This window comes from Urbifossiella limnaea, from assembly GCF_007747215.1.
GTDB classification, from domain to species: Bacteria; Planctomycetota; Planctomycetia; order Gemmatales; family Gemmataceae; genus Urbifossiella; species Urbifossiella limnaea.
In genome coordinates this window covers 5,899,212-5,922,810 of sequence record NZ_CP036273.1, presented here as the reverse complement: position 1 = coordinate 5,922,810, position 23,599 = coordinate 5,899,212, and the positions used below count along the sequence as shown (strand labels likewise).

Annotated in this window: 20 protein-coding genes; 6 read left to right on the top strand and 14 right to left on the bottom strand. The window is 70.9% G+C overall.

Annotated features, from left to right (window positions below):
• Positions 1-6: 6 nt before the first annotated feature.
• From nuoK to ETAA1_RS24110, 6 genes are all read right to left on the bottom strand, one after another.
• Positions 7-321, bottom strand: coding sequence for an NADH-quinone oxidoreductase subunit NuoK (nuoK, locus tag ETAA1_RS24135; protein ID WP_202920373.1), 315 nt, complete (start codon positions 319-321; stop codon positions 7-9).
• A complete protein-coding gene (locus tag ETAA1_RS24130) occupies positions 318-902 on the bottom strand; it encodes an NADH-quinone oxidoreductase subunit J family protein (protein WP_145243049.1) in 585 nt (194 codons plus the stop codon). Before ETAA1_RS24130 ends, nuoK begins: the two co-directional genes overlap by 4 nt.
• Positions 903-1,026: 124 nt before the next feature.
• Positions 1,027-1,983 (bottom strand): LCCL domain-containing protein, encoded by a 957-nt coding sequence (locus ETAA1_RS24125; RefSeq protein WP_145243048.1) that lies wholly within the window; start codon positions 1,981-1,983, stop codon positions 1,027-1,029.
• Between the two features lie 130 nt (positions 1,984-2,113).
• Positions 2,114-3,814: a putative ABC transporter permease subunit gene (locus ETAA1_RS24120; protein WP_145243047.1), complete on the bottom strand. Its 1,701-nt coding sequence runs from the start codon at positions 3,812-3,814 to the stop codon at positions 2,114-2,116.
• An 84-nt stretch (positions 3,815-3,898) separates the two neighbouring features.
• Positions 3,899-4,642: an ABC transporter ATP-binding protein gene (locus tag ETAA1_RS24115; protein WP_145243046.1), complete on the bottom strand. Its 744-nt coding sequence runs from the start codon at positions 4,640-4,642 to the stop codon at positions 3,899-3,901.
• A gap of 27 nt (positions 4,643-4,669) precedes the next feature.
• Positions 4,670-5,560 (bottom strand): hypothetical protein, encoded by an 891-nt coding sequence (locus ETAA1_RS24110; RefSeq protein ID WP_145243045.1) that lies wholly within the window; start codon positions 5,558-5,560, stop codon positions 4,670-4,672.
• Between the two features lie 239 nt (positions 5,561-5,799).
• Here ETAA1_RS24110 and ETAA1_RS24105 point away from each other — a divergent pair, with 239 nt between their 5' ends.
• On the top strand, positions 5,800-6,993 hold the full coding sequence (locus tag ETAA1_RS24105; protein ID WP_145243044.1) for a UDP-galactopyranose/dTDP-fucopyranose mutase family protein: 1,194 nt from the start codon (positions 5,800-5,802) through the stop codon (positions 6,991-6,993).
• 72 nt (positions 6,994-7,065) lie between these two features.
• Positions 7,066-7,548: a hypothetical protein gene (locus tag ETAA1_RS24100; RefSeq protein ID WP_145243043.1), complete on the top strand. Its 483-nt coding sequence runs from the start codon at positions 7,066-7,068 to the stop codon at positions 7,546-7,548.
• Between the two features lie 80 nt (positions 7,549-7,628).
• Here ETAA1_RS24100 and ETAA1_RS24095 read toward each other — a convergent pair whose 3' ends face one another.
• The gene (locus tag ETAA1_RS24095; protein ID WP_145243042.1) at positions 7,629-9,860 is read right to left on the bottom strand and encodes a DUF4139 domain-containing protein; all 2,232 of its coding nucleotides are present in this window, start codon (positions 9,858-9,860) and stop codon (positions 7,629-7,631) included.
• Positions 9,861-9,897: 37 nt separating this feature from the next.
• Positions 9,898-12,102, bottom strand: coding sequence for a DUF1549 and DUF1553 domain-containing protein (locus ETAA1_RS24090; protein WP_145243041.1), 2,205 nt, complete (start codon positions 12,100-12,102; stop codon positions 9,898-9,900).
• Between the two features lie 30 nt (positions 12,103-12,132).
• Here ETAA1_RS24090 and ETAA1_RS32355 point away from each other — a divergent pair, with 30 nt between their 5' ends.
• Both ETAA1_RS32355 and ETAA1_RS24085 read left to right on the top strand, forming a co-directional pair.
• Positions 12,133-12,279, top strand: a complete 147-nt coding sequence (locus ETAA1_RS32355) for a hypothetical protein (protein WP_202920372.1) — start codon at positions 12,133-12,135, stop codon at positions 12,277-12,279.
• Entirely contained in the window at positions 12,279-12,788 is a 510-nt protein-coding gene (locus ETAA1_RS24085) for an AAA family ATPase (RefSeq protein ID WP_145243040.1), read from the top strand. Before ETAA1_RS32355 ends, ETAA1_RS24085 begins: the two co-directional genes overlap by 1 nt.
• Positions 12,789-12,928: 140 nt before the next feature.
• Here the strand turns inward: ETAA1_RS24085 and ETAA1_RS24080 are convergent, their stop codons facing one another.
• The 6 genes from ETAA1_RS24080 to ETAA1_RS24055 all read right to left on the bottom strand — a co-directional run bounded on the left by ETAA1_RS24080 (position 12,929) and on the right by ETAA1_RS24055 (position 21,541).
• Positions 12,929-15,847, bottom strand: a complete 2,919-nt coding sequence (locus ETAA1_RS24080) for a PVC-type heme-binding CxxCH protein (protein ID WP_145243039.1) — start codon at positions 15,845-15,847, stop codon at positions 12,929-12,931.
• Between the two features lie 74 nt (positions 15,848-15,921).
• The gene (locus ETAA1_RS24075; RefSeq protein ID WP_145243038.1) at positions 15,922-17,025 is read right to left on the bottom strand and encodes a Gfo/Idh/MocA family protein; all 1,104 of its coding nucleotides are present in this window, start codon (positions 17,023-17,025) and stop codon (positions 15,922-15,924) included.
• A complete protein-coding gene (locus ETAA1_RS33070; RefSeq protein WP_238389294.1) occupies positions 17,025-17,636 on the bottom strand; it encodes a hypothetical protein in 612 nt (203 codons plus the stop codon). The genes ETAA1_RS24075 and ETAA1_RS33070 overlap by 1 nt, the downstream gene beginning before the upstream one ends.
• A 13-nt stretch (positions 17,637-17,649) precedes the next feature.
• Entirely contained in the window at positions 17,650-18,255 is a 606-nt protein-coding gene (locus ETAA1_RS24065) for a Uma2 family endonuclease (RefSeq protein WP_145243037.1), read from the bottom strand.
• A 63-nt stretch (positions 18,256-18,318) separates the two neighbouring features.
• On the bottom strand, positions 18,319-19,248 hold the full coding sequence (gene ispH / locus ETAA1_RS24060) for a 4-hydroxy-3-methylbut-2-enyl diphosphate reductase (protein ID WP_145243036.1): 930 nt from the start codon (positions 19,246-19,248) through the stop codon (positions 18,319-18,321).
• A 277-nt stretch (positions 19,249-19,525) separates the two neighbouring features.
• Positions 19,526-21,541: a PQQ-dependent sugar dehydrogenase gene (locus tag ETAA1_RS24055; RefSeq protein WP_145243035.1), complete on the bottom strand. Its 2,016-nt coding sequence runs from the start codon at positions 21,539-21,541 to the stop codon at positions 19,526-19,528.
• Positions 21,542-21,643: 102 nt separating this feature from the next.
• On the opposite strand from ETAA1_RS24055, the gene ETAA1_RS24050 reads away from it, so the two are divergent.
• The gene (locus ETAA1_RS24050; RefSeq protein ID WP_145243034.1) at positions 21,644-22,876 is read left to right on the top strand and encodes a BaiN/RdsA family NAD(P)/FAD-dependent oxidoreductase; all 1,233 of its coding nucleotides are present in this window, start codon (positions 21,644-21,646) and stop codon (positions 22,874-22,876) included.
• 12 nt (positions 22,877-22,888) lie between these two features.
• A complete protein-coding gene (locus tag ETAA1_RS24045) occupies positions 22,889-23,554 on the top strand; it encodes an HAD family hydrolase (protein WP_145243033.1) in 666 nt (221 codons plus the stop codon).
• Positions 23,555-23,599 lie beyond the last annotated feature (45 nt).

Here is a 23,599-nt window from a genome sequence, read left to right as displayed (position 1 = left end):
GGTCCCTCAGCCGCGCAGGTCGTCGGCCTTGTCCACGTCCACGGTGGCGTGGTTGTTGTAGAAGTTGAGGATGATCGCCAGCGCCACCGCCGCCTCGGCCGCGGCGAGGACGATCACCAGCAGCGCGAACACCTGGCCTTCGACGCGGAAGGCGGGGTTGTAGCGCGCGAAGGCGACGAAGTTCAGGTTCGCGGCGTTGAGGATGAGTTCGACGCCCATGAGGACGCCGATGGCGTTCCGCTTCACCGCGAGGCACGCCACCCCGCAGGCGAATAGGAAGGCGGAGAGCAGCAGGAAGGGTGGTAGTCCGAGTTCGATCACGCCTTCGCCCTCCGCTTGGCGCGGGCGAGGTACGCTGCGCCGATCAGCACCACCAGCAGGTGAACCGACACCACCTCGAACGGCAGCAAGTACGCCACCGGCGTCCGCAGCGTCCCGGTCTTCTCCGGCACGCCGGTGATTCGTGCCTCCGGCTGCACGTCGGTGAAGCCCAGGAACGCCAGCCCCAGCGGCCCGACGCCGGGCAGCGGCTCGGTGCCGGATTGCGTCGCGGGCGGGGCGTGCGGGCCGAGCGCCAGCACCGCCAGCAAGCCGAACAGCGCCGCGGCGAGGGTTCCGCCCACGGCCCACTCGGCGGGCTTCGCCGCGAGCGCCTTCAGCGGCCCCTGCGCGGTCAGCATCACGCCGAACACGACCAGCACGAGCGTGCCGCCGACGTAGACGATGAGCTGCGCGGCTCCGACGAACTCGGCCCCGAGCAGCAGGTACGTGACGGCGACGCCGATGAGGGTGAACAGCAGCCACACGGCGGCGCGGACGATGTTCGTGGACAGCACGACGCCGAGGGCGGAGACTGCGGTCGCCAGTGCGACGACGGCGAACAGGGCGACGGCGAGCGACATCAGGCGGGGTCCGCCGGGGAGGGTGTGGGGATGGGATAAGCAGCCGGCCGCCCCGCGACAACTCTGGCGGGCGGCCAATTTCCCACGACCCACCGCCGGCCACGAACCCACGCCCCAAGCCCGCTCAGCGCCGCACGAACTCGTACCCGCCGGCGGGGTAGTTCCCGTAGCCCGTCGAGCTGACGCCGTGCCGCGTGCTCGACACGAACTGCGGCGGCGACGCCACCACCCGCACCTTCACCACCGCCGTCTGCCCCGGCTGCACCACGCCCGCGTGCACTGCCGCGGCGGCGATGCTGGAGTCCAGCGTGTACACGTCCGTGCCCCACACGCCCGTCCCGCCCGCGGCGGGCGTCGTGCCGGTGATCGTGCCCACCAGTTCCTTCCCGAACTGGTGCTGGAACGCCATCATGTTCGCCGGCGCGGCCGGGGCGCCGGCCACGTCCTCGGTCGCGGCGCCGGCCCCCACCTTCAACCCGCGCACGTCCGCCAGCCGCAGCGACTGTTCGCCGAACGGGCCGGTCCGCACCTTCAGCGCCGACGCGCTCAGGAGCCCGGTCAGCTTACAGTCGTCGGTCACGACCACGTCGAACTCGCGCGGCTCGGGCACGCCGCCGGGCAGCTTGTGCTGGATGAACCGCACCGCCTCGTCGGCGCGGCGGCTGGCCTCGGGGTCGGCCGCCTTCGACGCCTTCAGCAGCGGGTGGTACGCCTTCTCGCGGTACTCGCGCAGTTGCGCCGAGGCGCGCTCGCGGGTGCCGTAGTCGGCGTGGCTCAGCTCGGCGATCAGGCCGGCGACCCGGGACTCGACCTCGGGCGAGGTACGCGTGGCGAAGTCGATGCGGCGCACGTCGGCGACCGGGACGCGTACGGTGCCGTACTTCGTGACCACCTCCAGCGACTCGTCGAGGAGCTTGACGCGCAGGACGCTGTCGTCCGCGCAGCGGACCTCGGCCTCGGGCGGCGTACCGGCCTTCCCGGCGGTCGGCGACTGGACGGCGACGGGCGTGGCGAACAGCGGGGCGACGACGGCGAGCAGGCCGAACGGGGCGGCCCGGCGGGCCGCGGCGAAGACGGGCATGTGGTGCCCTCCGTGGAAGTGGGAGGGACCGGGGCGGTCGTGTCGGGAGCGTCCCTGCGTCCCAGCGAACGAGAGAGGTCGGGCGGGAGGCTACCGGTTGTCGGACGCCGGGGCAAGAGCGGTTCGCGGCTCAGAACTCCACCCCACGCAGCGCCCGCGCGCCGGCGCGGAGCGGCAGCACCACCGCGGCCGCGCCGAGCGCCAGCGCCGCCGGCACCCCCGCGTACACCCACGGGCTCACGGCCGCGTCCGCGCCGCGCACCGTGCGCGCGAACTGCGCCCCGTGGAACGGCACCACCATCAGCCCGATCACCGCCAGCAGGAACCCCAGCCCTGCCACCATGTTCACCGTGCCGCCGAAGCCTACCACCACCTTCGACGGGTCCGTCTCGCGGAAGTTCGGCAGCACCGCCCCGAGCCCGACGTTCAGCCCGCTCAGCCCCAGCGCGATCACCGCCAGCGCCGCCGCGTGCAGGCCGAGCAGCGCCGGCGGCACGGCGAGCAGCACGTCGCTCGTCAGCACCAGCGCCTCCGCGATCAGCACCGAGCCCGTCGCCGCGAACGCGAACTTGCCCCACAGAATGGTGTCCCGCGACACCGGCGTCAGGCCGAGGATCCAGAACTTCCGCCCCTCCAGCGACACCAGCGGGAACACGAACCGGCTCAGCCCGGCGCACAGCAGCACGGCCGTGCCGCCGAGGTTCATCAGGCTGATGGCGTACTTGTCCATCACCGCCAGGTCGGCGGTCATGTACGACCGGAAGTTGCCGGCCCCGATCAGCATCAGGGCGCCGAAGACGATCAGCAGCGCCCACTGCGTCGGGTCGCGGCGGAAGGTGCGGAAGTCCTTCACCACCAGCACCCGCGTCGGCCGGTCGAGGTAGAACACGAGGAGGCCCATCACGCGGTCCAGCACGCTGTCGCGGTACACCTTCTTGTTGCGGCCGCCGCCGGCGAGGCGGTCGTAGCCGGGGCGGTACAGGCGCTTCGCCGCGGCGCAGGCCACGAGGTACAGCATCAGGCCGTTGCTCCACACCAGCGCGAGCGGCGCCAGCGCGTCGGCCACTTCGCCGCGGGCCGCGGCCAGCACGCCGCTCGTCATCCAGTGGCTCGGCGCGAACCGGCCGCGGACCAGCTCGAACTGGCCGATCAGGTCGTCGAGCTCGCCGCCCTGCGTGATGAGCGTGTACCGCACCGCCCGGTACGACCGGTAGCCCCACACGCCGAGCAGCACCAGCACCACAAGCCCGACGCCGATGAGGAACTGCTTCTTGTTCCGCGGCAGGTAGCGGACCAGGAGCACACACCCGAGCGCCGACACGGAGCCGGGGAGGAGTACGTACCCGAGGAGGAACACCGGCAGTAACGCGTAGAACCACCACGGCACCCCGGCGCTGACGCCGTAGGCGAGGAAGATCGGCACGCCGAGCGCGACGAACGCCCACGAGCTGAAGGCGACGGCGCCCTGGAAGCGCGTGGCAAACACATGATCGGCGCGGGCCGGCGTGCTGAGGAGGTAGCGCGCCTCGGGGCTGGTGTACAGGCTGGCGTACAGGATGATCCCGGTCGAGAAGATGAGCATCGAGCCGAGGGTGAAGAAGAGCAGGTCGAAGAGGAAGCCGACGATGGCGCCCTTGAACGGGATCTCCTTCGCGGCGAGCTGGCCGAACAGGTACAGGCTGAACCCGAAGGTGAACCCGCTGACGACGAGCGTACTGAGGACGACGCCGGCGAAGCGGACGCGGCCCGCCTCCAGGGCGACGCGGAGCCCGTTGCGTGCGAGCCGGACGCGCAGGCGGCGGAAGGCGGCGGGCTGGGTGGCGGTGGACATGGGGAGTGGTCCCGGGTTGTGATTCCAGTCGGTTCGGGTTTTGCCGCTCGCGCCGCTACGCCGCAGGCGGCAAAACCCGAACCCTCACGGGGTAGCCGCCTCGCGCCCCGCCTCCTCGGTGATCGCCAGGAACAGGTCTTCCAAATTCCCGTCCACCGCGGCGTGCTTCCGCAGGTCGGCGAGCGTGCCGCAGCCGAGCAGGCGCCCGTGGTCGATGATGCCGATGCGGTCGGCCAGTTCCTCCGCGATGTCCAGCGTGTGCGTCGACAGGAACACCGTCGTCCCGCCCGCCGCGAGCCGCCGCAGCAGCGTCTTCAGCTCGCGCACGCTCTTGGGGTCGAGCCCCACCGTCGGCTCGTCGGCGATGAGCAGCTTCGGCTCGTGAATGAGTGCCGCGGCGAACACGGTCCGCTGCCGCATGCCGTGGGAGTAGCGCTCGGTCAGGTCGTCCACGAAGTCGTCGAGGTGGAACAGTTCGACCACCTCGGCCATCTTGTCGCGGGCCTTCGCCGCCGGCATGCCGTAGAGGTCGGCGGTGAACTGCAGGAACTCGCGGCCGGTCAGCTTGTCGTACAGGAACGGCTGGTCCGGCACGTAGCTGATGAGGGCACGGGCCTGATCGCCTTCCGTCAACAGGTCGAACCCGCCGACGCGGACGCTGCCGGTCGTGGGGAAGAGGAGGCCGCACAGCATCTTGATGGTGGTCGTCTTGCCGGCGCCGTTCGGCCCGAGGAAGGCGAACAGCTCCCCGGCGGGGACGCTCAGCGACAGGTCTTTCACCGCCACCTTCGGGCCGTACCGCTTGGTGACGGTCGTGATCTCGATCATGTCGGCTCCTTCGGGCCGGCGCCCACGTTATTCGTCCCGTTCCAGCGCAATCATTTCGCCGTCGCGGGTGGCCTCCTGGCGCAGCACCCGGCCGTCGTCGACGCGCACCCAGGTCCGCACCCGGGCGCTGTCGCTGCGGTAGTCGATCACCCAGCACGGCACCTCGGCCCTGTCCTTGCCCCACGCCAGCGGCTCCGGCTTGTCGCCGACGGTGGCGACGTAGGCATCGCGCTTCTCGGCCGGTACGCCGATCCCGTGCTGGCCGACGAACCCCTGCAGCAGCGACCCCAGGGCGTCGCGCAGCGGGTTCACCTCGTGGACGACCCAGCGCTGCCCGGCCCGCACGTTGGCGATCCGCCCCACGGGTTGCAGCGGGCTCAGGGCGTGGCCGTCGGGCACGGGCACGGGTTCGAGTTCCTGCTTAGCCTTGAGCAGCGGCGAGTCGATGTCGCACCGGCTGTAGAACACGCCGTCGCGCGCCTCGCCCTCGACCACGGCACGGGCCTCGGCCACCGTGATGACCTCCGCCCCGCTGCGGAGTTGCACCTGCATCCGGCCTTTCATGCTCTGCTCGCGGAGCGCCCCGGACCGGGTGACGCGCGTGCTCAGCGTCACCTCGGGGAACACCACGCGGACGCGGTCGACGTCGAAAATCAGGTTCGAGTACTGGTGGGTGAGGCGGAACGTGTCGTCGGTGTCGAGGTACGTCATGCGGGTGGTGAGGCGGCCGACGCGCTGGTCGCCGCGGTAGACGTTCCACCGGACCGGCACCAGTTGGCTGGCCTCGTCGCCGAGGTCGATGGCGATGGGCGGCGGCCCGGCGGCGACGAGCCGCGGCCACACGTCGCGGTAGCCGACCCAGCCCACGGTGGCGAGCCAGAACAGGACGATGGCGAGGGTGATCGGGCGCGACGGCATGGGGCACCGACCGGGGAACCGGCTGACATGCGATGAGGGCTTGCCCCATCATAGGAACCGACGCCGGCCGGGTGGGGCGATTTCACGACGAACTCATTCGTCGCTGCATGCCGGGCGAACCGGCGGCGTCGGCCGCCGGGTGGGCGCGTCACGCACCTCCCACCCGGCGGCCGACGCCGCCGGTTCGCCCGTCGGATCCCCATTGACGCCGCCCGTTCCGCCAGCATACCCTCCCGCCGATGCTGGACGACGTGGACCTGCTGGTGTGCGGGGCCGGCCCGGCCGGGAGTGTGGTCGCCGAGCGCGCCGCGGCCGTCCTCGGCTGGAAGGTGCTCGTCGTCGACCAGCGCTCGCACGTCGCCGGCAACTGCCACGACTCCACGCACCCGTCCGGCGTTCTCGTCCACAACTACGGCCCGCACTACTTCCGCACCAACGACGAGAGCCTGCTCCGGTACCTGTCGCGCTTCACCGACTGGCACGAGGCCAACTACGAGGTCCGCAGCCTGGTCCGCGGGCAGTTGCTGCCGTTCCCGATCAACCTCACCACGCTCGAAGCCTTCTTCGGCAAGTCGCTCACGCCCGAGGCCGCGGCCGAGTTGCTGGCGTGGAAGCGGCACGACATTCCGGCGCCGACCAACTCCGAGGAGCAGGTGCTGAGCCGGGTCGGCCCGGAGTTGTACGACGCCTTCTACCGCGGCTACACGCTGAAGCAGTGGGGCGTGTCCGCCGCGGCGCTCGACCCCGGGGTGTGCGGCCGCATCCCGGTGCGCCTGTCCCGCGACGCGCGCTACGTCGATCACAAGTTTCAGGTGATGCCGACGCGCGGGTTCACGGCGCTCTTCCGTTCGATGCTGAACCACCGCCGCATCCGCGTGCTGCTCGGCTGCAAGTACGACGAGGTGCGCGACCTGATCCGCCCGCGGCGGGCGACGGTGTTCACCGGCCCGATCGACGAGTACTTCGGCCACCGCCTCGGTCGGCTGCCGTACCGGTCGCTGCGGTTCGAGTTCGTGGCGAAGCCGGTCGAGTTCGCGCAACCGTGCGTGCAGGTGAACTACCCGAACGACTTCGCGTACACCCGCTCGGTGGAGATCAAGCATGTCACGGGTCAGCGGCACGCCCACACGGTGGTGAGCTACGAGACGCCGAGCGCGACCGGCGACCCGTTCTACCCCATCCCGCGGGCCGAGAACCGGGCGCTGTACGCGGAGTACGCGGCGCTCGCGGAGCGGGAACGGGCGCGGCACGGGGTGTACTTCTGCGGCCGGCTGGCCCAGTACCGGTACTTCAACACCGACGAGGTGATCGGGGAGGCGCTGCGGTGCTTCGAGCGGCTCCGCGCCGAACGGGGGGCGGGTCCGCCCGGTCCGGCGCGGGAAAATTCGCCCGGCGCCCGACCAATGGGCCGCCGGGCGGCAAGTAGTAGTTGACGGCGGCAAAAGAACCCGCCGCGGCCGGCGAACACCGGGTAGCGACCCCGATTTCTCCCCGGAACGGACGACATGCGACGACGCACGAAGTGGGCGGCCGCGGGCGCCGCGGTGGTGGCCCTCGGCCCGTGGCTCCCCGGCTGGCTGGCCGCCGCCGGGCTCGACGCCTGGAACGTACCCGCCGTCCGCAGCCAGATGGCCGCGAATCTCCGCACCCAGGTCCGGCTCGACGGCGAGATCGCCGACCTGCAGTGTCAAATCCGGAGCAAGGACCGGCTGGTCGACGAGCTGATCGCCGGCCGCCTCTCACTCGCCGACGCGACCGACCAGTTCGAGGCGATGCTGGCCGCCCAGCCGCGGACGGCGGACGGGTTGCGCCAGATGTACCCGGACGTGGTGTCCGACCGCGAGCGGGTGGCCCGGCACGTGATGGACTACACCCGGTCGCGGCTGGCCGACGCGGCCGAGCGTGACCGGCTCGGCGCCCGGATGTCGGCCGAAATGACGCTGCTGTTCCCGCGTAACCACCCCGCGGGCATGGAATCGACGGGGTGAAGCCCGGCGGGGTAAGCGACACCCCGTTTCCCTCGCTCCGCCACTCGGAGGCGGAGCGAGGGAAACGGGGTGCCGCCCGCTCAGTCGGTCAGGTTCGCCAGGAACTCCTCGAACGCCTTCCGGGCCGCGAACTCCGCCGCCATCAGCGTCTTCTCGCGGGCCGTCAAAGTATCGATCTCGCGCTCCTGCTCGGCGAGGCGGCGCAGGTAGGTCTGGTACACCTCCGCCTCCCGCGGCGTCGCCGCCAGGTTCTTGCGGATGCGGTCCTGGTCGGTGCCCACCCGCGCCAGGTCGGCCTTCACCTGGTTCAGGTCGCGCAGCTGCCCGTCCCACGCGGCCTTCAGCTTGAGCGCCTCCGTGAGCTTCGCCTTCAGCGCCGGCGGCGCCTCGTTCAGGCTCAGGAAGAAGCGGATCTGCCCGTCCGGGTTGTTCGACAGCGCCACCTGCGTGGACACGTCGCGCTCCTCGGTCACCACGAACGTCTTCTCCTCGCCGGCCTTCACCGCCAGCTGGAAGCGGTACACGTCCTTCGTGTCCTCGACCGGCGCCGGCGTGTCCACGAGCTTGAACTGCTGGTTGGTGCGGTTCGGGTGTTCGATGACGAGCGTGCGGTCGGTCTGGCTCCGGTTGGCGATGCGGTACTTCTTCTCCTCCCGCACTTTCGTCACCGTCGTCACGACCCCCTTGTTCGCCTTCACACTCGTAATCCGCCCCGACCCCGGGCCGGTCTGCGGATCGACTTCGCTGCCGAGGTCGACGGCGTAGGACACGAGCCGCTCCTCGCCGGGCTGCACGTCCAGCACGCGCGTGTCGCCGGCGTAGGTACTGCCTTCGAACACCGTGATCGGGCCTTGCGACAGGTGCATGCCAGACGTGTTCTTGAAGCGGAGCCCGAGCAGCGGGTGCTTCGGCTGCACGCCCGCGTTGTAGATGCTGACGCGCGTCGCCTCGATGTCCTTGCCGACGATCGGCAGAAGGGCGCTCTTCTGGCGCGCGAGCGAGACCGGGTGGTCGATGGCGTACTGGAAGAAGTCGCCGAGCTTGCCCGCGGTGGCGGCGCTGCCGACGGCCGCGGTGCCGAGGCGGGCCGCCAGCTCGCGGTTGAGGCGCTTCGCCGCCTCGCCGTCGAAGTCGTTCGGGGCGACCGTGCCGCGCACGGCCATGCCGAGCTCCGGGGCGTTGTCCGCGAGTCCCCTGAGCCGCGCGGCGGCGTCCTTCCCCGGTGCCGGGGCGCCGAGGCGGTCGCCGTCGACGAACGGCCCCTGTTTTTCGGCCGCGTTCAGCGCCCGGAGCTGGAACGCTTCCTTGTCGTCCGGCGGGATTCCCTGCCCGCGGCGGGCGAAGCCGCCGTCGTAGGTCGGCGGCCGCAGCGACGCGAACAGCTCCGGCTCGACCGTCGGCCGCGGCACGTACAGCGGGTTGTACAAGTCCATCTTGAAGCTGATCGGCCGGCCGCTGATAAGCGCCATCCGCACGCCGGTCCAGTCCTCGTCGGTCGGGTTTTCGACGACCGCCCACCCTTGCAGGTACGGTTTCCCGCCCTTGCCCTCGGCATCCAGCACGAGCCGGTAGCTCGTCTTCCACACCGGCGCCTCGACGACGTAGCCGACCTGCACGCGGCGCTTCCCGTCGCCGGCGAAGTGGAGGCTCACCGCCTTCTTCGCGGCGTCGTGGTTCAGCGCCAGCACCTCGAGCGCCCGGCGGAACTCGGACTCGATAACCGGGTTGAGAAAGCGCAGCTGCTGCACCTCGGTCAGCTTGACGGCCCGCATCCCCTCGGCGCACCACAGGTTCAGCACCGACACCGGCACGCCGTTCGGCCCCGCCTGCGGCTCGACGCCGACGATCGAGCCGGTCACCTTCCCCGGCTGGTTCTGCGCCGTCGGTGTGGTCGTGACCTCGACCCGCTCGCCGCGGGCCTGCCGGAGGATGCCGGCGAAGGTGGTGTCGCCGTTCAGGTTGATCGAGAAGCTGGCCAGCGTCCGCGCGATCGGCTCGCGGCTGTCATAGCTCACCGCGGCGACGCGGCCGCCGCCGAAGTCCTCGAGCACCATGCTCTTGATCAGGTCGTTGACATCCGCTTCCTGGAAGGTGAGATCGACGCGGGCGTCGCCGTCCACCTCGCCACTGCGGCTGAAGTACCCGACGCCGCTGTTGAACAGCACGACGCGGCTGATCGGCAGGTTCACGGCGGGTCGGAGGTCTTGCCTGGCGTCCGCGAGGGCGGCGGCGGCGAGCCAGCAGTCGGCAACGGCGGCGGCCCCGACGGCGCCGGCCAGCGGGAGCCCCCACATTAGTGTTCGACGCAGCATGGCCCTTCCTCCGTTACTGCCTGTGCCGGGCGGCCCCTCACCGCCGCAGCAGGAACTCCTTGCTGTTGAGCAGCGCCCACAGCACGTCCTCCCACACCGCGCGGCGGTCGGTCGCGCCGCCGACGTAGCCCAGAATGCGCCGCCCCTCCGCGTCCGTCGGCCGGCGGCACAGCGCCGCCAGGTACAACTCGTCCAGCAGCGCCGCGTCGGTCGTCCCTTCCGACAGCCGCTTGCCGACGCGGTTGTCCGGGGAGCTGATCAGCCGGTTCACCACGTCGCCCGAGATCATCTGGAACGCCTGCAACAGGCCCGGGTCGTCGCTCCGCTCGCACTCGCACGTCAGCAGCCGCTCCGGCTTGCCGAACGTCTTCAGGAACAGGTCGCCGGTCGCGGCCGTGAACCGCCGGCCGGTCTGCGGCGGGGCCGGCACCTGGTTGGCCCGCAGGCCGAGCGGGTAGCCGCCGAACCGCACCGGCACGCCCGTCACCTGCGCCAGCGCGTCCAGCAGTTGCTCCGCCTCCAGCGGCGCCACCATCGCGTGCGAGTGGTGCAACTCGTCGGCCATCACCGCCGCGTCGCGCGTCGTCGCCGACAGGCCGTACGTGCGGCTCGTCATGATCCGCTTCACCAGCGGCTTGAGGCGGAAGCCGGTCGCCGCGAAGTCCTTCGCCAGCCAGTCGAGCAGCTCGGGGTTCGACGGCGGGTTGGTGGCGCGGAAGTCGTCGTTCGGGTCCACCAGGCCGCGGCCCATGAGGTGCAGCCAGACTCGGTTCACCTGCGCCCGCGCGAAGAACGGGTTGTCCGCCGACGCGACCCAGTCCGCGGCCGCGCCGAGGCGGTCGGCGTCGGGCGCGACAGCGGCCGCGCCCAGCAGCTTCGGCGGCGCCGCCTGCTTCGTGCGGCCGCTGACCATCTCGCCGTCGCGCTTCTGGAAGACGACCTGCTCGCCGACGAACTCGTGCTTGTCGAGGTCGTCGCGGCGGGCGTTCGACAGCACGCGGTAGTCCACCCGCGCGAACAGGGCGGCGAAGCCGTAATAATCGTCCATCGTCCAGCGGTCGAACGGGTGGTTGTGGCAGCGGGCGCAGCCGATTCGCACGCCGAGGAACACCTGCGCCACCGACTCGGCGCGCTGGAGTGGGTCGCGGACGGCGCGCCAGAAGTTCGCCGGCGGGTTGGCGTAGGTGCTGCCGGTGCCGCCGAGCACGTCGCGGGCGAATTCCGTGAGCGGCCGGTCGGCGGCGAGCTGCGCCGCGATCCACCGGTAGAACACGGCCACGCCCTTGCGGTCGAGCGCCTTCTCGTCGTTCCGCAGCACGTCGGACCACTTCTGCGCCCAGTACTCGGCGAACTCCGGCCGCGCCAGCAGCGCGTCGATCAGCCGCTCGCGGCGGTCGGGGCGCGGGTCGGCGAGGTAGGCGCGCGTCTCGTCCACGGTCGGCAGCACGCCGAGAGTGTCGAGGAAGGCGCGGCGGAGGAACACGTGGTCGGGCGCCGGCGCGGCGGGGGCCAGCCGCATCGCCCGCAGCTGGTCGAGGACGAGCCTGTCGATCGGGTGCTCGGTCGGGAACGCGGACAGTTCCGGGGCCGGGCGGTCGGGCAGGAACACGACCCGGACCGGCACGACGCGGGTGAGGTAGCGGACGATAAGCACCGTCTCGCCGAACTGCTCGCGGATCACCTCGCCAGCCGGCGTGATCCGCGCCACACCGACCGACGTGAACTCGCACGCCGCCAGTGCCGTCACGTCGCGGCTCGTGCCGTCGGAGAAGTGGGCGACGGCCTTCACGGTGAAGCGGTCGGCGGGGTCGGACAGGATGCGCGCCGCGGGGGTCACGTCGAGCCGGGCCAGCTGCGGGCCGCCGGGCGGGTCGGGGCGGCAGCCGGCGGCGACCCACGCCCGCAGCGCCGCGTACTCGGGGCTCGCCCTCGTGAAGCGAACGCCGCCCTCGTGCGGCACGCCGCCGGTGGCCTTCAGCAGGATCAAACTCTCGTCCGGCCGGTGCGGGTCGGTGCGGCGGGCGAGCAGGTCGCGGGTGAGGACGGCGTGGTCGCCGACCGGGTCTTCGCCGCGGAGCGACAGTTTGAGCCCGCCCTTGCCGTTCAGGTTGCCGTGGCACGCCCCGGAGTTGCACCCGGCGCGCGACAGGACGGCGCTCACGTCGCGGTCGAAGCTCACCGGCTGCGCGGCGGCGGGGCCGGCGGCGACCAGCACGGCGAGCAATGCGACGGGACGAGGCATGGCGGGCTCCGGGGTAATCCCCAGTGTACCGTGCCGCGAAGGCCGGCTCCACCACTCGTTGACGCGCGCCCCGGCCGGCTGTCGTGGGAGCTTGTGTACGGCGACCCCCGCGAGTACAAGGTGACGGTGCGGCTGGCGAACGGGCTGGCCGAGGAAATCCCGCTGGTGGTGCGCTGATGCTCGTGGCGATGGCGGGCCTGCCGGGCACCGGGAAGAGTGCGCTGGCCGCCCGGCTGGCGGCGGTGCTGGGCGGCGTCGTGATCGGCAAGGACGAGGTGCGGGCGGCGCTGTTCCCCGGCGCGGCTCTCGACTACTCCGCGGAGCAGGACGACATCGCCATGCAGGCGGTGTTCGCCGCCGCGGTCCACCTCCGGCGCACGCAACCGGGCCGGGCGGTGTTTCTCGACGGCCGTACGTTCTCGAAGGCGCGGCAGGTGGCGGCCCTGCTGGCGCTCGGCGAGCCGGTGCGGGTGATCGAGTGCGTGTGCCCGCCGGACGTGGCGCGGGCGCGGATCGCGGCGGACCGGGCGCACCTCGCGGGGAACCGCACGCCGGATTTGCACGACCGCTCGCGGGCGAATGCCGAGCCGCTGACGGTGCCGCGGCTCACGCTCGACACGGCGGCGCTGACACTGGACGAGTGCGAGCGGCGGGCGCGGGTGTATTTAGGCGGGAAGCAGGATTAATCACAGAGTCACAGAGAGCACAGAGGAAAGCCAGAAAACCGAGACAAAGGAGAGTTTGAAATCAAATTCTGGCCTTCTCTCGGTTTTTGGTCTTCCCTCTGTGCTCTCTGTGACTCTGTGGTTAATCCTGCTTCCCACCCCTACCCGCCCATCAAGTACGCGATCAGGTCGCGCACGTCCTCGCGCCGCAGCGCGTCGAGTTGCCCCTCGGGCATCAGCGACAGCGGCGAATCCGCCACGCCCTCCACGTCGTCCGCGGCCAGCGTCACCCGCTCCGTGGCGGTCTGCACCACCACCCGGGCCGCGCTCCGCTCCACGACGATGCCCGACACCACGCGGCCGTCCACGGTCCGCACCACCGACATGCGGTAGTCCTTCCCCACCTCCGCGCCGGGGTCGGTGAGGTTCGTCAGCCAGTAGTCGAGGTTGCCGCGGTTGACGCCGTTCAGGTTCGGGCCGATGTCCGTGCCCTGACCGTTCAACTTGTGGCACGCCTGGCACGTCCGCGCGTACACCGCCTTGCCGCTGGCCGCGTCCGCGCTGCGGAGGTACGCCGGCGTCAGCATCGCCCGGTACTTCGCCAGCACCTCCGGCTTCCCGGCCGTCGGCCGCACCTCGCCCCACACCTGCTTCAGCCGGTCGCGCACGGCGGCGTCGTTCAGCGCGAACATCTGGCGGGCGGCGAACGCCGACACGTCCGCCCGCGGCACCCGCTTCGCCTCCACCGCCCCCAGCAGTGACAGCGCGGTGTCACGCCGCGCCGCGAGGGTGGCGACGGCGTCGGCCTTGTCGCCGGCGTCGAAGCGCGGGTACGCGGCCAGCACCTTCGCGGCGGTGTCGGGGTGCGGGTACGCCGCGAGCCCGCGGACGGCGGCGCGGCGGGTGGCGGGGTCCGGCAGCAGGTCGAACAGTAGCGGCGCCAGGTCCGCGGCCTTCACCCCGACGAGCGATTCGACCGCCCCGGCGCGGTCGGCCGGCGGCGCCGCCTGGTCCGCGGCGAGGGCGCGCAGGTCGGTGACGGCGCGCGGGTCGCCGAACGCCAGCGCCAGCGACACCGCGTTGTCACGCACCTGGTTGTCGGCGTGGTCGCGGAGTTTGGCGTACACCGCGGGCCATCCCGCGGGCATCGGCAGGTTGCGGCGCCCCTTGATCCCCTCGCGGGCGCCGCGGAGCAGGTCCGGCACTGCGGCCGGCGGCGCCTCGGCGAGCACCTTCGCCAGCGGGGACAGGTCGGCCTTCGCCCCGACGGTCGCGGCGTGATCGAGGAACCGCCGCGCGGCGAACTGCCGGACGAGGGGGATTTGCCCCTTCGCGGCCACGTCCAGCGCCCGCTCCGGGTCCGCGGGAACGAGCGGCTCGAAGCCGTACCAGATCATCAGCGGCAGGTTCGCGTCGGTGGCGTCCTCGGCGCGCGCGAGCAGCGCCAGGGCAAGGCTCCATCGCTGATCCGTACGCAGCCGCTGAAGGGCGGCCGCGAGTTCGAGCCGGACGACGGGCGACGGATCGACAGTCGCCCGGACCACGAGTTGGTCGACACGCGGGTCGCGTGCCTCGCACAGGAGCCGAACGGCCCACCCACGGACGTGTTCGGCCGGGTCGGCGAGGAGATCCGTTAGCGTCACGGGGGAGTGCTCGCCGATCGCGTGGAGTGTCCACAGCGCCCGCAACCGACGGGTGACCTCGGGGTGGTTGCGGCCGGCACTGAACAGCGAGCGTCGGACGGCCTCCCGCTTCAGATCCGTCCACCCCGTCGAGCGCTCCTGGAGCAGCCGCCGGGCCGTCCGCACCTGCCACTCGTTCGGGTGCGTTTGGAGCTCCACCAGTTCCTTGTCGCTCAACTTCGACAGATCCACATTCGGCAGCTTCGGCTCGCCGTGGCTGATGCGGTAGATGCGGCCCGTCTTCATGTCCGGCTTGTACGTGTGGCACTCGCCGGTGTCGGACCAGTCGGACAGGAGCACGCTGCCGCCGGGGTCGAGGCGCAACGTTACGCCCATGAACCACGGGTCGGCCGACACCATCAAGTCCTTGCCGTGCGACGCCACGTAGCCGGACCCCTTCCGCTTCAGGATGTCGTTGTTGACGCGGCGGCCGTGGACGTTGCACGTCAGCACGGTGTTGCGGAACGGCTTCGGGAACGCGTCGCCGAGGTACACCAGCGTGCCGCAGTGGGCGTGGCCGCCGCCCATCGCCAGCGTCTCGGCCTTGCCGACGGTGCCGCGGATGTCGCCGCCGGGGTAGTGCAGGTGGTCGGCGATCGTCGGCAGGCGCTCGTAGGCGTACTGGCTGCTCGGCCGGTTCCGCCACGGCTCGTAGTGCCCGCCGGGGATCATGTGGAACAGGTGCGGGTTCACACAATTGGAAACGAAGCACTGGCCGTAGTCGTCGAAGTCCACGCCCCACGGGTTCGTCGTGCCGTCGGCGAACACCTCGAACTTCTTCGTGATTGGATGCACGCGGTAGACGCCGCCGTCGCAGTGGATGCGGTCCTTCGCGGGGGTGCCGGGCGCGCCAACGTCGGACGGGCTGGTGCGACCGTGACCGCCGTACAGCCAGCCGTCCGGCCCCCAGGTGAAGCCGTTCGCCAGATTGTGCCGGCTCTCCTTGTAGCCGAACCCGTCCAGCACCAGTTGCGGCGGGCCGCTCGGTTTGTCGTCGCGAATCGGCACGAAGTAAAGCCCGGGGGGCGACATGACCCACACGCCGCCGAAGCCGACCTCGACGCCGGTGATGTAGTTGAAGTTGTCGCAGACGACGGTGCGCTTGTCGGCGCGGCCGTCGCCGTCGGTGTCTTCGAGGATCGCGACGCGGTCCTTGCCGGTGGGTTGCCACGCCCCGTAGTTGAGCGCCTCGGCGACCCACACCCGGCCGCGGTGGTCGAGGCAGAACGACACCGGCTGCGTGACCAGCGGCTCGGCCGCGAACACGGACATGCGGAAGCCGTCGGGGAGGACCGATTGCTTCGCCGCCTGCTCGGCGGGGAGCGGGCCGGGGGCGGGGTCGGCGGCGAGGGCGAAGGGCGCCAGCAGCGCGAGAACGGCGACGGGCCAGCGGTTCATGGGAAAGGATGAGGGATGAAGGATGAAGGATGAATGGAGGCGAGCGGATGCCTTCCGGTGGTTTTATTCATCCTTCATCCTTCACCCTTCATCATTTCCACGACGCGGTGTTCGGTCGCGGCGGCGAACACGGCCTCGCACAGCGCGATCGTCTCGACGTTGTCGCGGCCGCCGATCTCCGGCTCGGTGCCGTCCTCGACCGCGACGAGCAGCTGCGCCATCGTGCCGACGAAGGCGTCGGGGAACCACACCTCGGGCCAGCGCGGCCGGTGCCACCCGCCGGGAACGAGTTCGCTCCACAGGTCGAGCGTGCTCGGCTCGCGCGCCGGGTAGCGCGGCCAGCCGATCGTGCCGTGCATCAGCCCCGCGGTGCCTTCGACGCGCCAGCGAATCGCGTGCGGGTGGTCGTCGGCTGCGGCCTTCGGGCCGGCCCACACGTCGTCCCAGGCACTCGCCCGCGGGCCGTGGTCGTATTCGAGGATGGTCAGGTTGATGCCGTCGCGGTGGGGGAAGCGGGTGCGCGGATCGGGGCGGGTGCTGGCGAGGACGCGGTCGGGGGTACCGAGCCAGTAGCGGAACGTGTCGAGGTGGTGGATGCTCATCACGAACGTGGACAGGCTCGGCAGCCCCTCCGCCCACGGCATCCAGTGCGGCACCGCCCGCATGTCGATCGTCGCCAGCACCGGCTCGCCGATCAGACCGCGGGCGAGCGCGTCCTTCGCGGCACGCACGCTCTGGTCGAAGCGCATGTTCTGGTTCACCGCGAGCACGATGCCCGCGGCGGCGCAGCACTCGACGAGGTCGCGGGCGTCGCGGACGGACAGCGCCAGCGGCTTCTGCGTTAGGATGCCACGGAGGCGACCGCGGCCGAGCTCAACGGCGCGGCGGATGAGGTCCGGCTGGGCGTCCGGCGGCACGGCCACGTCGAGGATTTCGACGCCGTCGTCGCGCAGCAGGTCGTCGAGGGTGGCATGGACAGTGGGGACGCCGCGCGCCGCCGCGACCTCGCGGGCCGTCTCGACCTTTCGCGACGCGACGGCGACGGGGTTGAACCCGGCGTTGGCGTACGCGACGAGGTGGCAGTCGCGCATGATGAAACCGGCGCCGGCGCAGCCGATGCGCCAGTCGCGGCGGCGGGGCAGGGTGGGGAGGTAGTTGAGGGAGAGGGGTTCGCTCATCACGACTTCCCGAGGAGGAGATCGACGACCCAACAACCGCGGACGTGCGGCCCCGGCCCGCGGCAGTGGGTCAGGATGTCGGCGTCGGCGCAGCCGGCGTCCTCGAGCGCGTCGGCGAGGACCGGCAGGCGGTCGAAGGCGCGGTCGGCGTAGACGCCGGCCGCGAGGCCGACGACGGCTTCGGTGCGCCACGCGGGATCGTGAGAGATCGAGTGGAACGGGTTCCCAAACAGCTCTCGAACCAGATCACAGTGAGCCACACCCTCGGCAGCCCGTGCGGCATTCTGGGTGGCTATCTCCACCGCATAATCGGGGTTAGCTGCATTGACCACTGTATTCCAGGCTTCGGTGTCTGCGAATTGACGTGCCGTTTCGATGGCTAGGGTGACGAAATCGGAGTCGCGATTGGTGGAATCAGTACTCACTTGCTCGTCTGCGTACTGCTCATTCGCCTCGATCGCCGAAACTGTCCATGCGATCCGACCGTGGCTTAGCGCCCGCCTACTGCAAGCGAGTGCGAAGAGCCGCAGTTTGCGGTCACTCGCCCGATCACGCAGGAACTCCAGCAACGGTATCGGGTCGGTCGCCATCAGCCATTCCGCTTCGGTCATGGCGGACGTCCGGTCAGGCCCGGGGGTCGAGGACGAGGGCGAAGCCGGGGAGGAGCTTGGTCGTGAACGTGGCGCCGGCCGGGTGCGTACGCACCACCCACCGGCCGCCGTACCGACGGTGCTGGATCAACGACGGCCGGTTCGGGTCGTCGCGGCCGTCGATCACCCAGTACTCGCGGACCGACGGCACGTCGAAGTACAGGCCGACGTTCCGCTCCAGGTCCTTGTGCTCGTCGCCCTCGACCAGCACCTCGGCGACCAGCACCGGGCCGAGGTCGCGCCAGTGGATGTCGCGGAAGTCTTGCGACAGGTCGAGCCCCTGGTACGCCGCCAGGTCGGGCTCGGGCACTGTCGCCTTCTTCCGCCGGTGGACGAACACCCGCGTCTTCTGGGCGACGTGGTTCAACACCTCTGGGTTGTCGTCGGCATACCGCTCCACCTTGCGGCGCAGCCAGTGCTCGAGAATGTGCTCGGCGAAGTTGGCCTCGGGCGACACGTACAGCCTCCCGTCGATAATCTCGTACTTGTGCCCCGGCTCGTAATCCGCGGCCTCGTACTCGTCGAGCTCCAGTTCGCGGCCGTGGTCGGCCGGACCGAGCTTCAGCGTCGCAATCGCCATCGGGAAGCCCCGGGGGTCATCGATCTGGGCGAACGGCCGGCGTCAGCCGGCTGGTCGCCGGGGTCACGCCAGCACCCGCAGTTCGCGCGGGAGCGGGAAGCTCACGTGCTCCTCGCGCACCACCCGCGACTCCACCTCGGCGCCGAACTTCGCCCGCAGGTGGTCCACGCACGCCATCACGTGCTCCTCCGGGGCGCTCGCGCCCGCCGTCACCAGCACCGTGTCCGACGGGTTGAACCAGTCGTCTTGCAACTCGCCCACGCGGTCCACCAGGTACGCCCGGCGGCCGGTCGCGGCGGCGATCTCGGCCAGCCGCTGGCTGTTCGAGCTGTTCCGGCTCCCCAGTACCAGCACCACGTCCGCCTCCGGCACCAGCGTCCGCACGGCTTCTTGCCGGTTCTGCGTCGCGTAGCAGATGTCGTCCTTGTTCGGCCCCACCACCTGCGGGTACTTCTTGCGGATCGCGTCGATCACCACCCGGGCCTCGTCCACGCTCAGCGTCGTTTGCGTCAGGAAGGCCAGCTTCGCGTCAGCGGGAAGCGTCAGCGCCGCCACGTCGGCCTCGTCCTCGACCAGCACCATCGCGTGCGGCGCCTCGCCCATCGTCCCCAGCACCTCGTCGTGCCCCTCGTGGCCGATCAGCACGATCGTGTAGCCCTCCCGGGCGAACTTGATCGCCTCCATGTGGACCTTCGTCACCAGCGGGCAGGTGGCGTCGATGGCGCGGAGGTTGCGCGCCTTCGAGGCGTCGCGGATGGCCGGGCTGACGCCGTGGGCGCTGTACAGGACGGTGCCGCCGTTGGGCACCTCGGAGATGTCGTCCACGAACACGACGCCGCGGCCGCGGAACTGCTCGACGATCGGCCGGTTGTGGACGATCTCGTGGTAGACGTACAGCGGCGCTCCGTACAGCGCCAGCGCCTTCTCCAGGCTCTCGATCGCCATGTTGACGCCGGCGCAAAACCCCCGCGGGTTCGCCAGGATGATCTTCATTCGCGGGCCTCCGTGATGGGGGTATCGTACCCGCATCGCTTTGCACCGCCAACCGCAGCCGGCGCCGGGGGCGCAACCCCGTATGTGGATTGGAGCCGGGTAGGGAGACGGCGTGTCGCCCCGGGTGGAACCTGGAGCGGCGTGGGCGGGGTCCGTGGTACGTGACACCCTCGGACTTCGCCGCAGGCCGCCCCGGGTTCCACCCGGGGCGACACGCCGTCGTGCTCCGCACTCCAAGACCCGAGCCAACAGCCCGCTCACGCGGGCCGCTCGCCCGTCACTTGCTTAGCACGAAGATGCCGCGGCCGTTCGTCGTCGCGGTCAGCAGGTACTGCTCGCCGCGCTCGTCCTCGCCGAACGAGTACACCGGCGCCCCCGTCCACTTCACCGGCCGGTTCGCCACCACCCGGCCACCGTCGTACTTCAGCGCCCACACCCGGCCGCTCACGTAGTCGGCGTACAGGTAGTGGCCGTCCAACTCCGGCGCCTTCGTGCCGCGGTACACCGTGCCGCCGGTGATCGACTTGCCGATGTCGTGGTGGTACTCCCACACCGGGTCGATCATGTCCTTGTTGTTCCCCACGCCGCGGCCGCCGAACGGGTGGAACGCCTCGCGGCGGTTCCAGCCGTAGTTGCCGCCCTTCTTGATGATGTTGATCTCCTCGTACAGGTTCTGCCCCACGTCCGCGGCCCACAGCTCGCCGGTCTTGCGGTCGAAGCCCATCCGCCAGACGTTGCGGAGGCCGTAGGCCCACACCTCGCCGCGGGCGTCGGCCTTGCCCACGAACGGGTTGTCGGCCGGGATGGCGTAGGGGAGGCCGGCGTCCTTCTTGGTGATGTCGATGCGAAGAATCTTGCCGAGGACCGACTTCAGGTTCTGGGCGTTGTCGTGCAGGTCGTTGCCGGCCCCGCCGTCGCCGTGGAACACGTACAGCATGCCGTCCGGGCCGAAGCAGATGGTGCCGCCGTCGTGGTTCCAGAACGGCTTCTCGAACGTCAGCAGGATTTCCTCCGACGCCGGGTCGGCGCGGTTCGGGTCGTCCTTGCTCACGCGGAACCGCGAGACGATGTTCCGCATCTTCCCGCCCTTCGGCGTGTAGAAGACGAAGAACTCGCCGCTCTGCTTGTAGTTCGGCGGGAAGGCCAGGCCGAGGAAGCCCTCCTCGTTCGTGTTGTCGGCGTACTTCACGCGGTCGGTGATGTCGAGGAACACCTTCGTCTGCTTGGCCGCCGCCGGGTCGTTCGGGAAGACGTGGATGACGCCCTGCTGCGTCGGCACGAACAGGCGGTTGGAGCCGTCGCCGGCGTGGGTGAGGAGGATGAGGCGGAGCTGGTTCGCCTTGCCGGTGTCGCTGACGGGCTCCCAGCCGGTGAACTTGAGGTCGGGGAACGCCGGCTGGAACGCGGCCGGGGCCGGGCTCTCGTCCACCGGGGCGCCGGGCACCTCGGCCTTCAGTGCGAGCAGCTTTCCGGCCTTCATGTCGGGCACGAGAATCTCCTTGCGGTCGGCGCTCATGCAGACGTCGGCCGCGCTGTCGAAGCCCTTCGCCAGCAGCACCGGCGCGTCGCCCGGCTTCGGGATCACGTGAACGGTGCCGGCCTTCCAGCTGCTCACGAACAGGCGGCCGAAATAGTCCCAGGCGAGGCCGTCGGCCCCGTCGATGCCGTCGGCGATCTTCTCGCTGGCGCCGGTGCTCAGCTTCACGCGGTAGAGGTTGCCGGCGCCGAAGTCGGCGAGGATGAGGTTCGACGCGCCGTCCATCGCGAGGCCGTTGGGGATGTTGAGCCCCTTCAGGGTGTCGGTGTTGACGACGGTACTCACGAGCCCCTGCGGGGTGATCCGGTACACGGCCCCGCCGCCGCCCTTGCGGTCGCCGGAGTCGGAGACGTACACCATGCCGCTCTCCGGATCGACCACGATGTCGTTGAGGAACTGCGGCTGCACCGGGAAGGCGTTGGCGGGGGCGAAGATGTCGAGCTTCTTGCTGGCCACGTCGATCCGCAGCACGCGCGTGTTGTCGGTGACGAACAGCCACTTGGCGAAGAACGCGATCCCCTTCGGGTCGTCGAGCCCGCCCACGAACGGCGTGACCTTGCCGTTCACGACCTGGCTGACCTTGCCGTCGCCGTCCTTGCCGAACTCGCCGATCTCGGTGACGAACGTCTTGCCGTCTGGCAGCACGACGACGGACTCGGGGTTTTTCATCCCCTCGGCGATGGGCCGGGGCTGTTGCGCGAGGGCGGGCGCGGCCGGCCCCAGGAGGAGGGCGGCCAGGAGGAGAGGTCGCGTCATTGCGGTCCTTTCGGGTCTGCGGGTGCGGGGGCGATGATACCCGCCGCCCGGGGGCCGCGGCAACCGGCCCGCTAGAATGCTCTTTTCACCGGGGGGGGCAGCATGGGCGCGGAGTGGGATGCGGTCGTGATCGGGGCCGGCGCGGCGGGGCTGGTGGCCGCGGCGCACGCCGCCGAGCGCGGGCGGCGCGTCCTGCTGCTGGAGAAGGGGCGCAAGCCCGGCGTGAAAATATTGATGAGCGGCGGCACCCGCTGCAACATCACCCACGACTGCGACGCCCGCGGCATCATCGAGGCGTTCGGCCCCAACGGCAAGTTCCTGCATTCCGCGCTCGCCGCGCTCGGGCCGCGCGAGGTGGTCGCGCTGTTCGAGGCCGAGGGCGTCGCCACGAAGGTCGAGGACACGGGCAAGGTCTTCCCCGTCAGCGACCGCGCCGTCGACGTACTGGACGCGCTGCTGACCCGGCTGCGCCGCTCGGGCGCTGCTCTCGCTACCAGCGAGGCCGTGACCGGCATCGCGGCGCAGCCCGAGGGTGGCTTCCGCATCGTCACGGCAACTCGCACGCTGACCGCGGAGAAGGTGCTCATCACGACCGGCGGGAAGTCGTACCCCGGGTGCGGCACGACCGGCGACGGGTACGGCTTCGCGGCGGCGTTCGGCCACACCGTCACCGCGACGCGGCCGGCGCTTGTGCCGCTGACCGTGCAGCCCGCCTGGGTCGCCGAACTCCGCGGCATCACACTCCCCGACGTGACGCTGAAAGTGACCGAGAACGGCAAGGTGCTCACCTCGCGCCGCGGATCGACACTGTTCGCGCACTTCGGCCTCACCGGCCCCGCGCCGCTCGACGTGAGCCGCTCCGTCAGCGGGCACGCTTCGCCGGCGTCGCTCGTTCTCGAAGTCGATCTGCTGCCGGCCGAGCCGGAGGCGCACTTCGACGAGTACCTGCGGGCCGAGTCGCTGGCGTCGGGCAAGAAGCAACTCGCGGGCGTGCTGGCCGAAAAGCTGCCGCGGCGGGTGTGCGACCAGCTGCTGGCGCTGTGCGGGATGCCGGCCGAGCGCAAGGCCGCGGCGCTGAGCAAGCCCGACCGGCAGGCGCTCGTCGCATCGGTGAAGCGGTTGCGCATCCCCCTTCGCGGCACGCTCGGGTTCGAGAAGGCCGAGGTGACGGCCGGCGGCGTGAGTCTCGGCGAGGTCGATTCGCGGACGATGCAGAGCAAGCGACAACCGGGCCTGTACCTGGCCGGCGAGGTGCTCGACCTCGACGGCTGGATCGGCGGGTACAACTTCCAGTCCGCGTGGAGCACCGGCTGGCTCGCCGGGCGGAACCTGTAGCGAGGAGCATTTATGATCCGCGCCGCGATCTGGGACGTGGACGGCACCCTGGTCGATACCGCCGAGATTCACTTCGCGGCGTGGCAGGCGTTCGCCGCGGCGCACGGGTTCGCGTTCACCCGCGCCGACTTCGCCGCCACGTTCGGGAAGCGCAACCCGGAAATCGTCCGCCAGCTGTTCGACCACGATGCGGATGATGCGCGCTGCGCCGAGTGGGGCGAGGAGAAGGAGCGCCTCTACCGCGACGCCACTGACCGCGCCGGCGTCACTCTGCTGCCCGGCGTCGGGGCGCTGGTGGAAGGCTTGGCCGCGGCGGGTTGGCTACAAGGGCTCGGCTCCAGCGCCCCGCGCGCGAACCTCGACCTGATCCTGCGCCACACCGGCACCGCGGGCCGCTTCACCGCGGTCGTCTCCGGCGACGACGTGACGCGCGGCAAGCCGGACCCCGAGGTGTTCCTGAAGGCGGCGGCGTTGCTCGGCGTGGAACCGGCGCGGTGCGTGGTGTTCGAGGACGCGCCGTCGGGCGTGGCGGCGGCGAAGGCGGCGGGGATGGCGTGCGTGGGGGTGACGTTTGTGGGGCACCACCCGCCGGAGCGGCTGCGGGACGCGGGGGCGGAACTGGTGGTGCCGTCACTCGACGCGGTGACGCTGGAAGTGGTGGAGGGGTTGCTCCGATGATTTCGCCGCTTGCGGCGTAGCGCCGCGGCGCTACGCCGCAAGCGG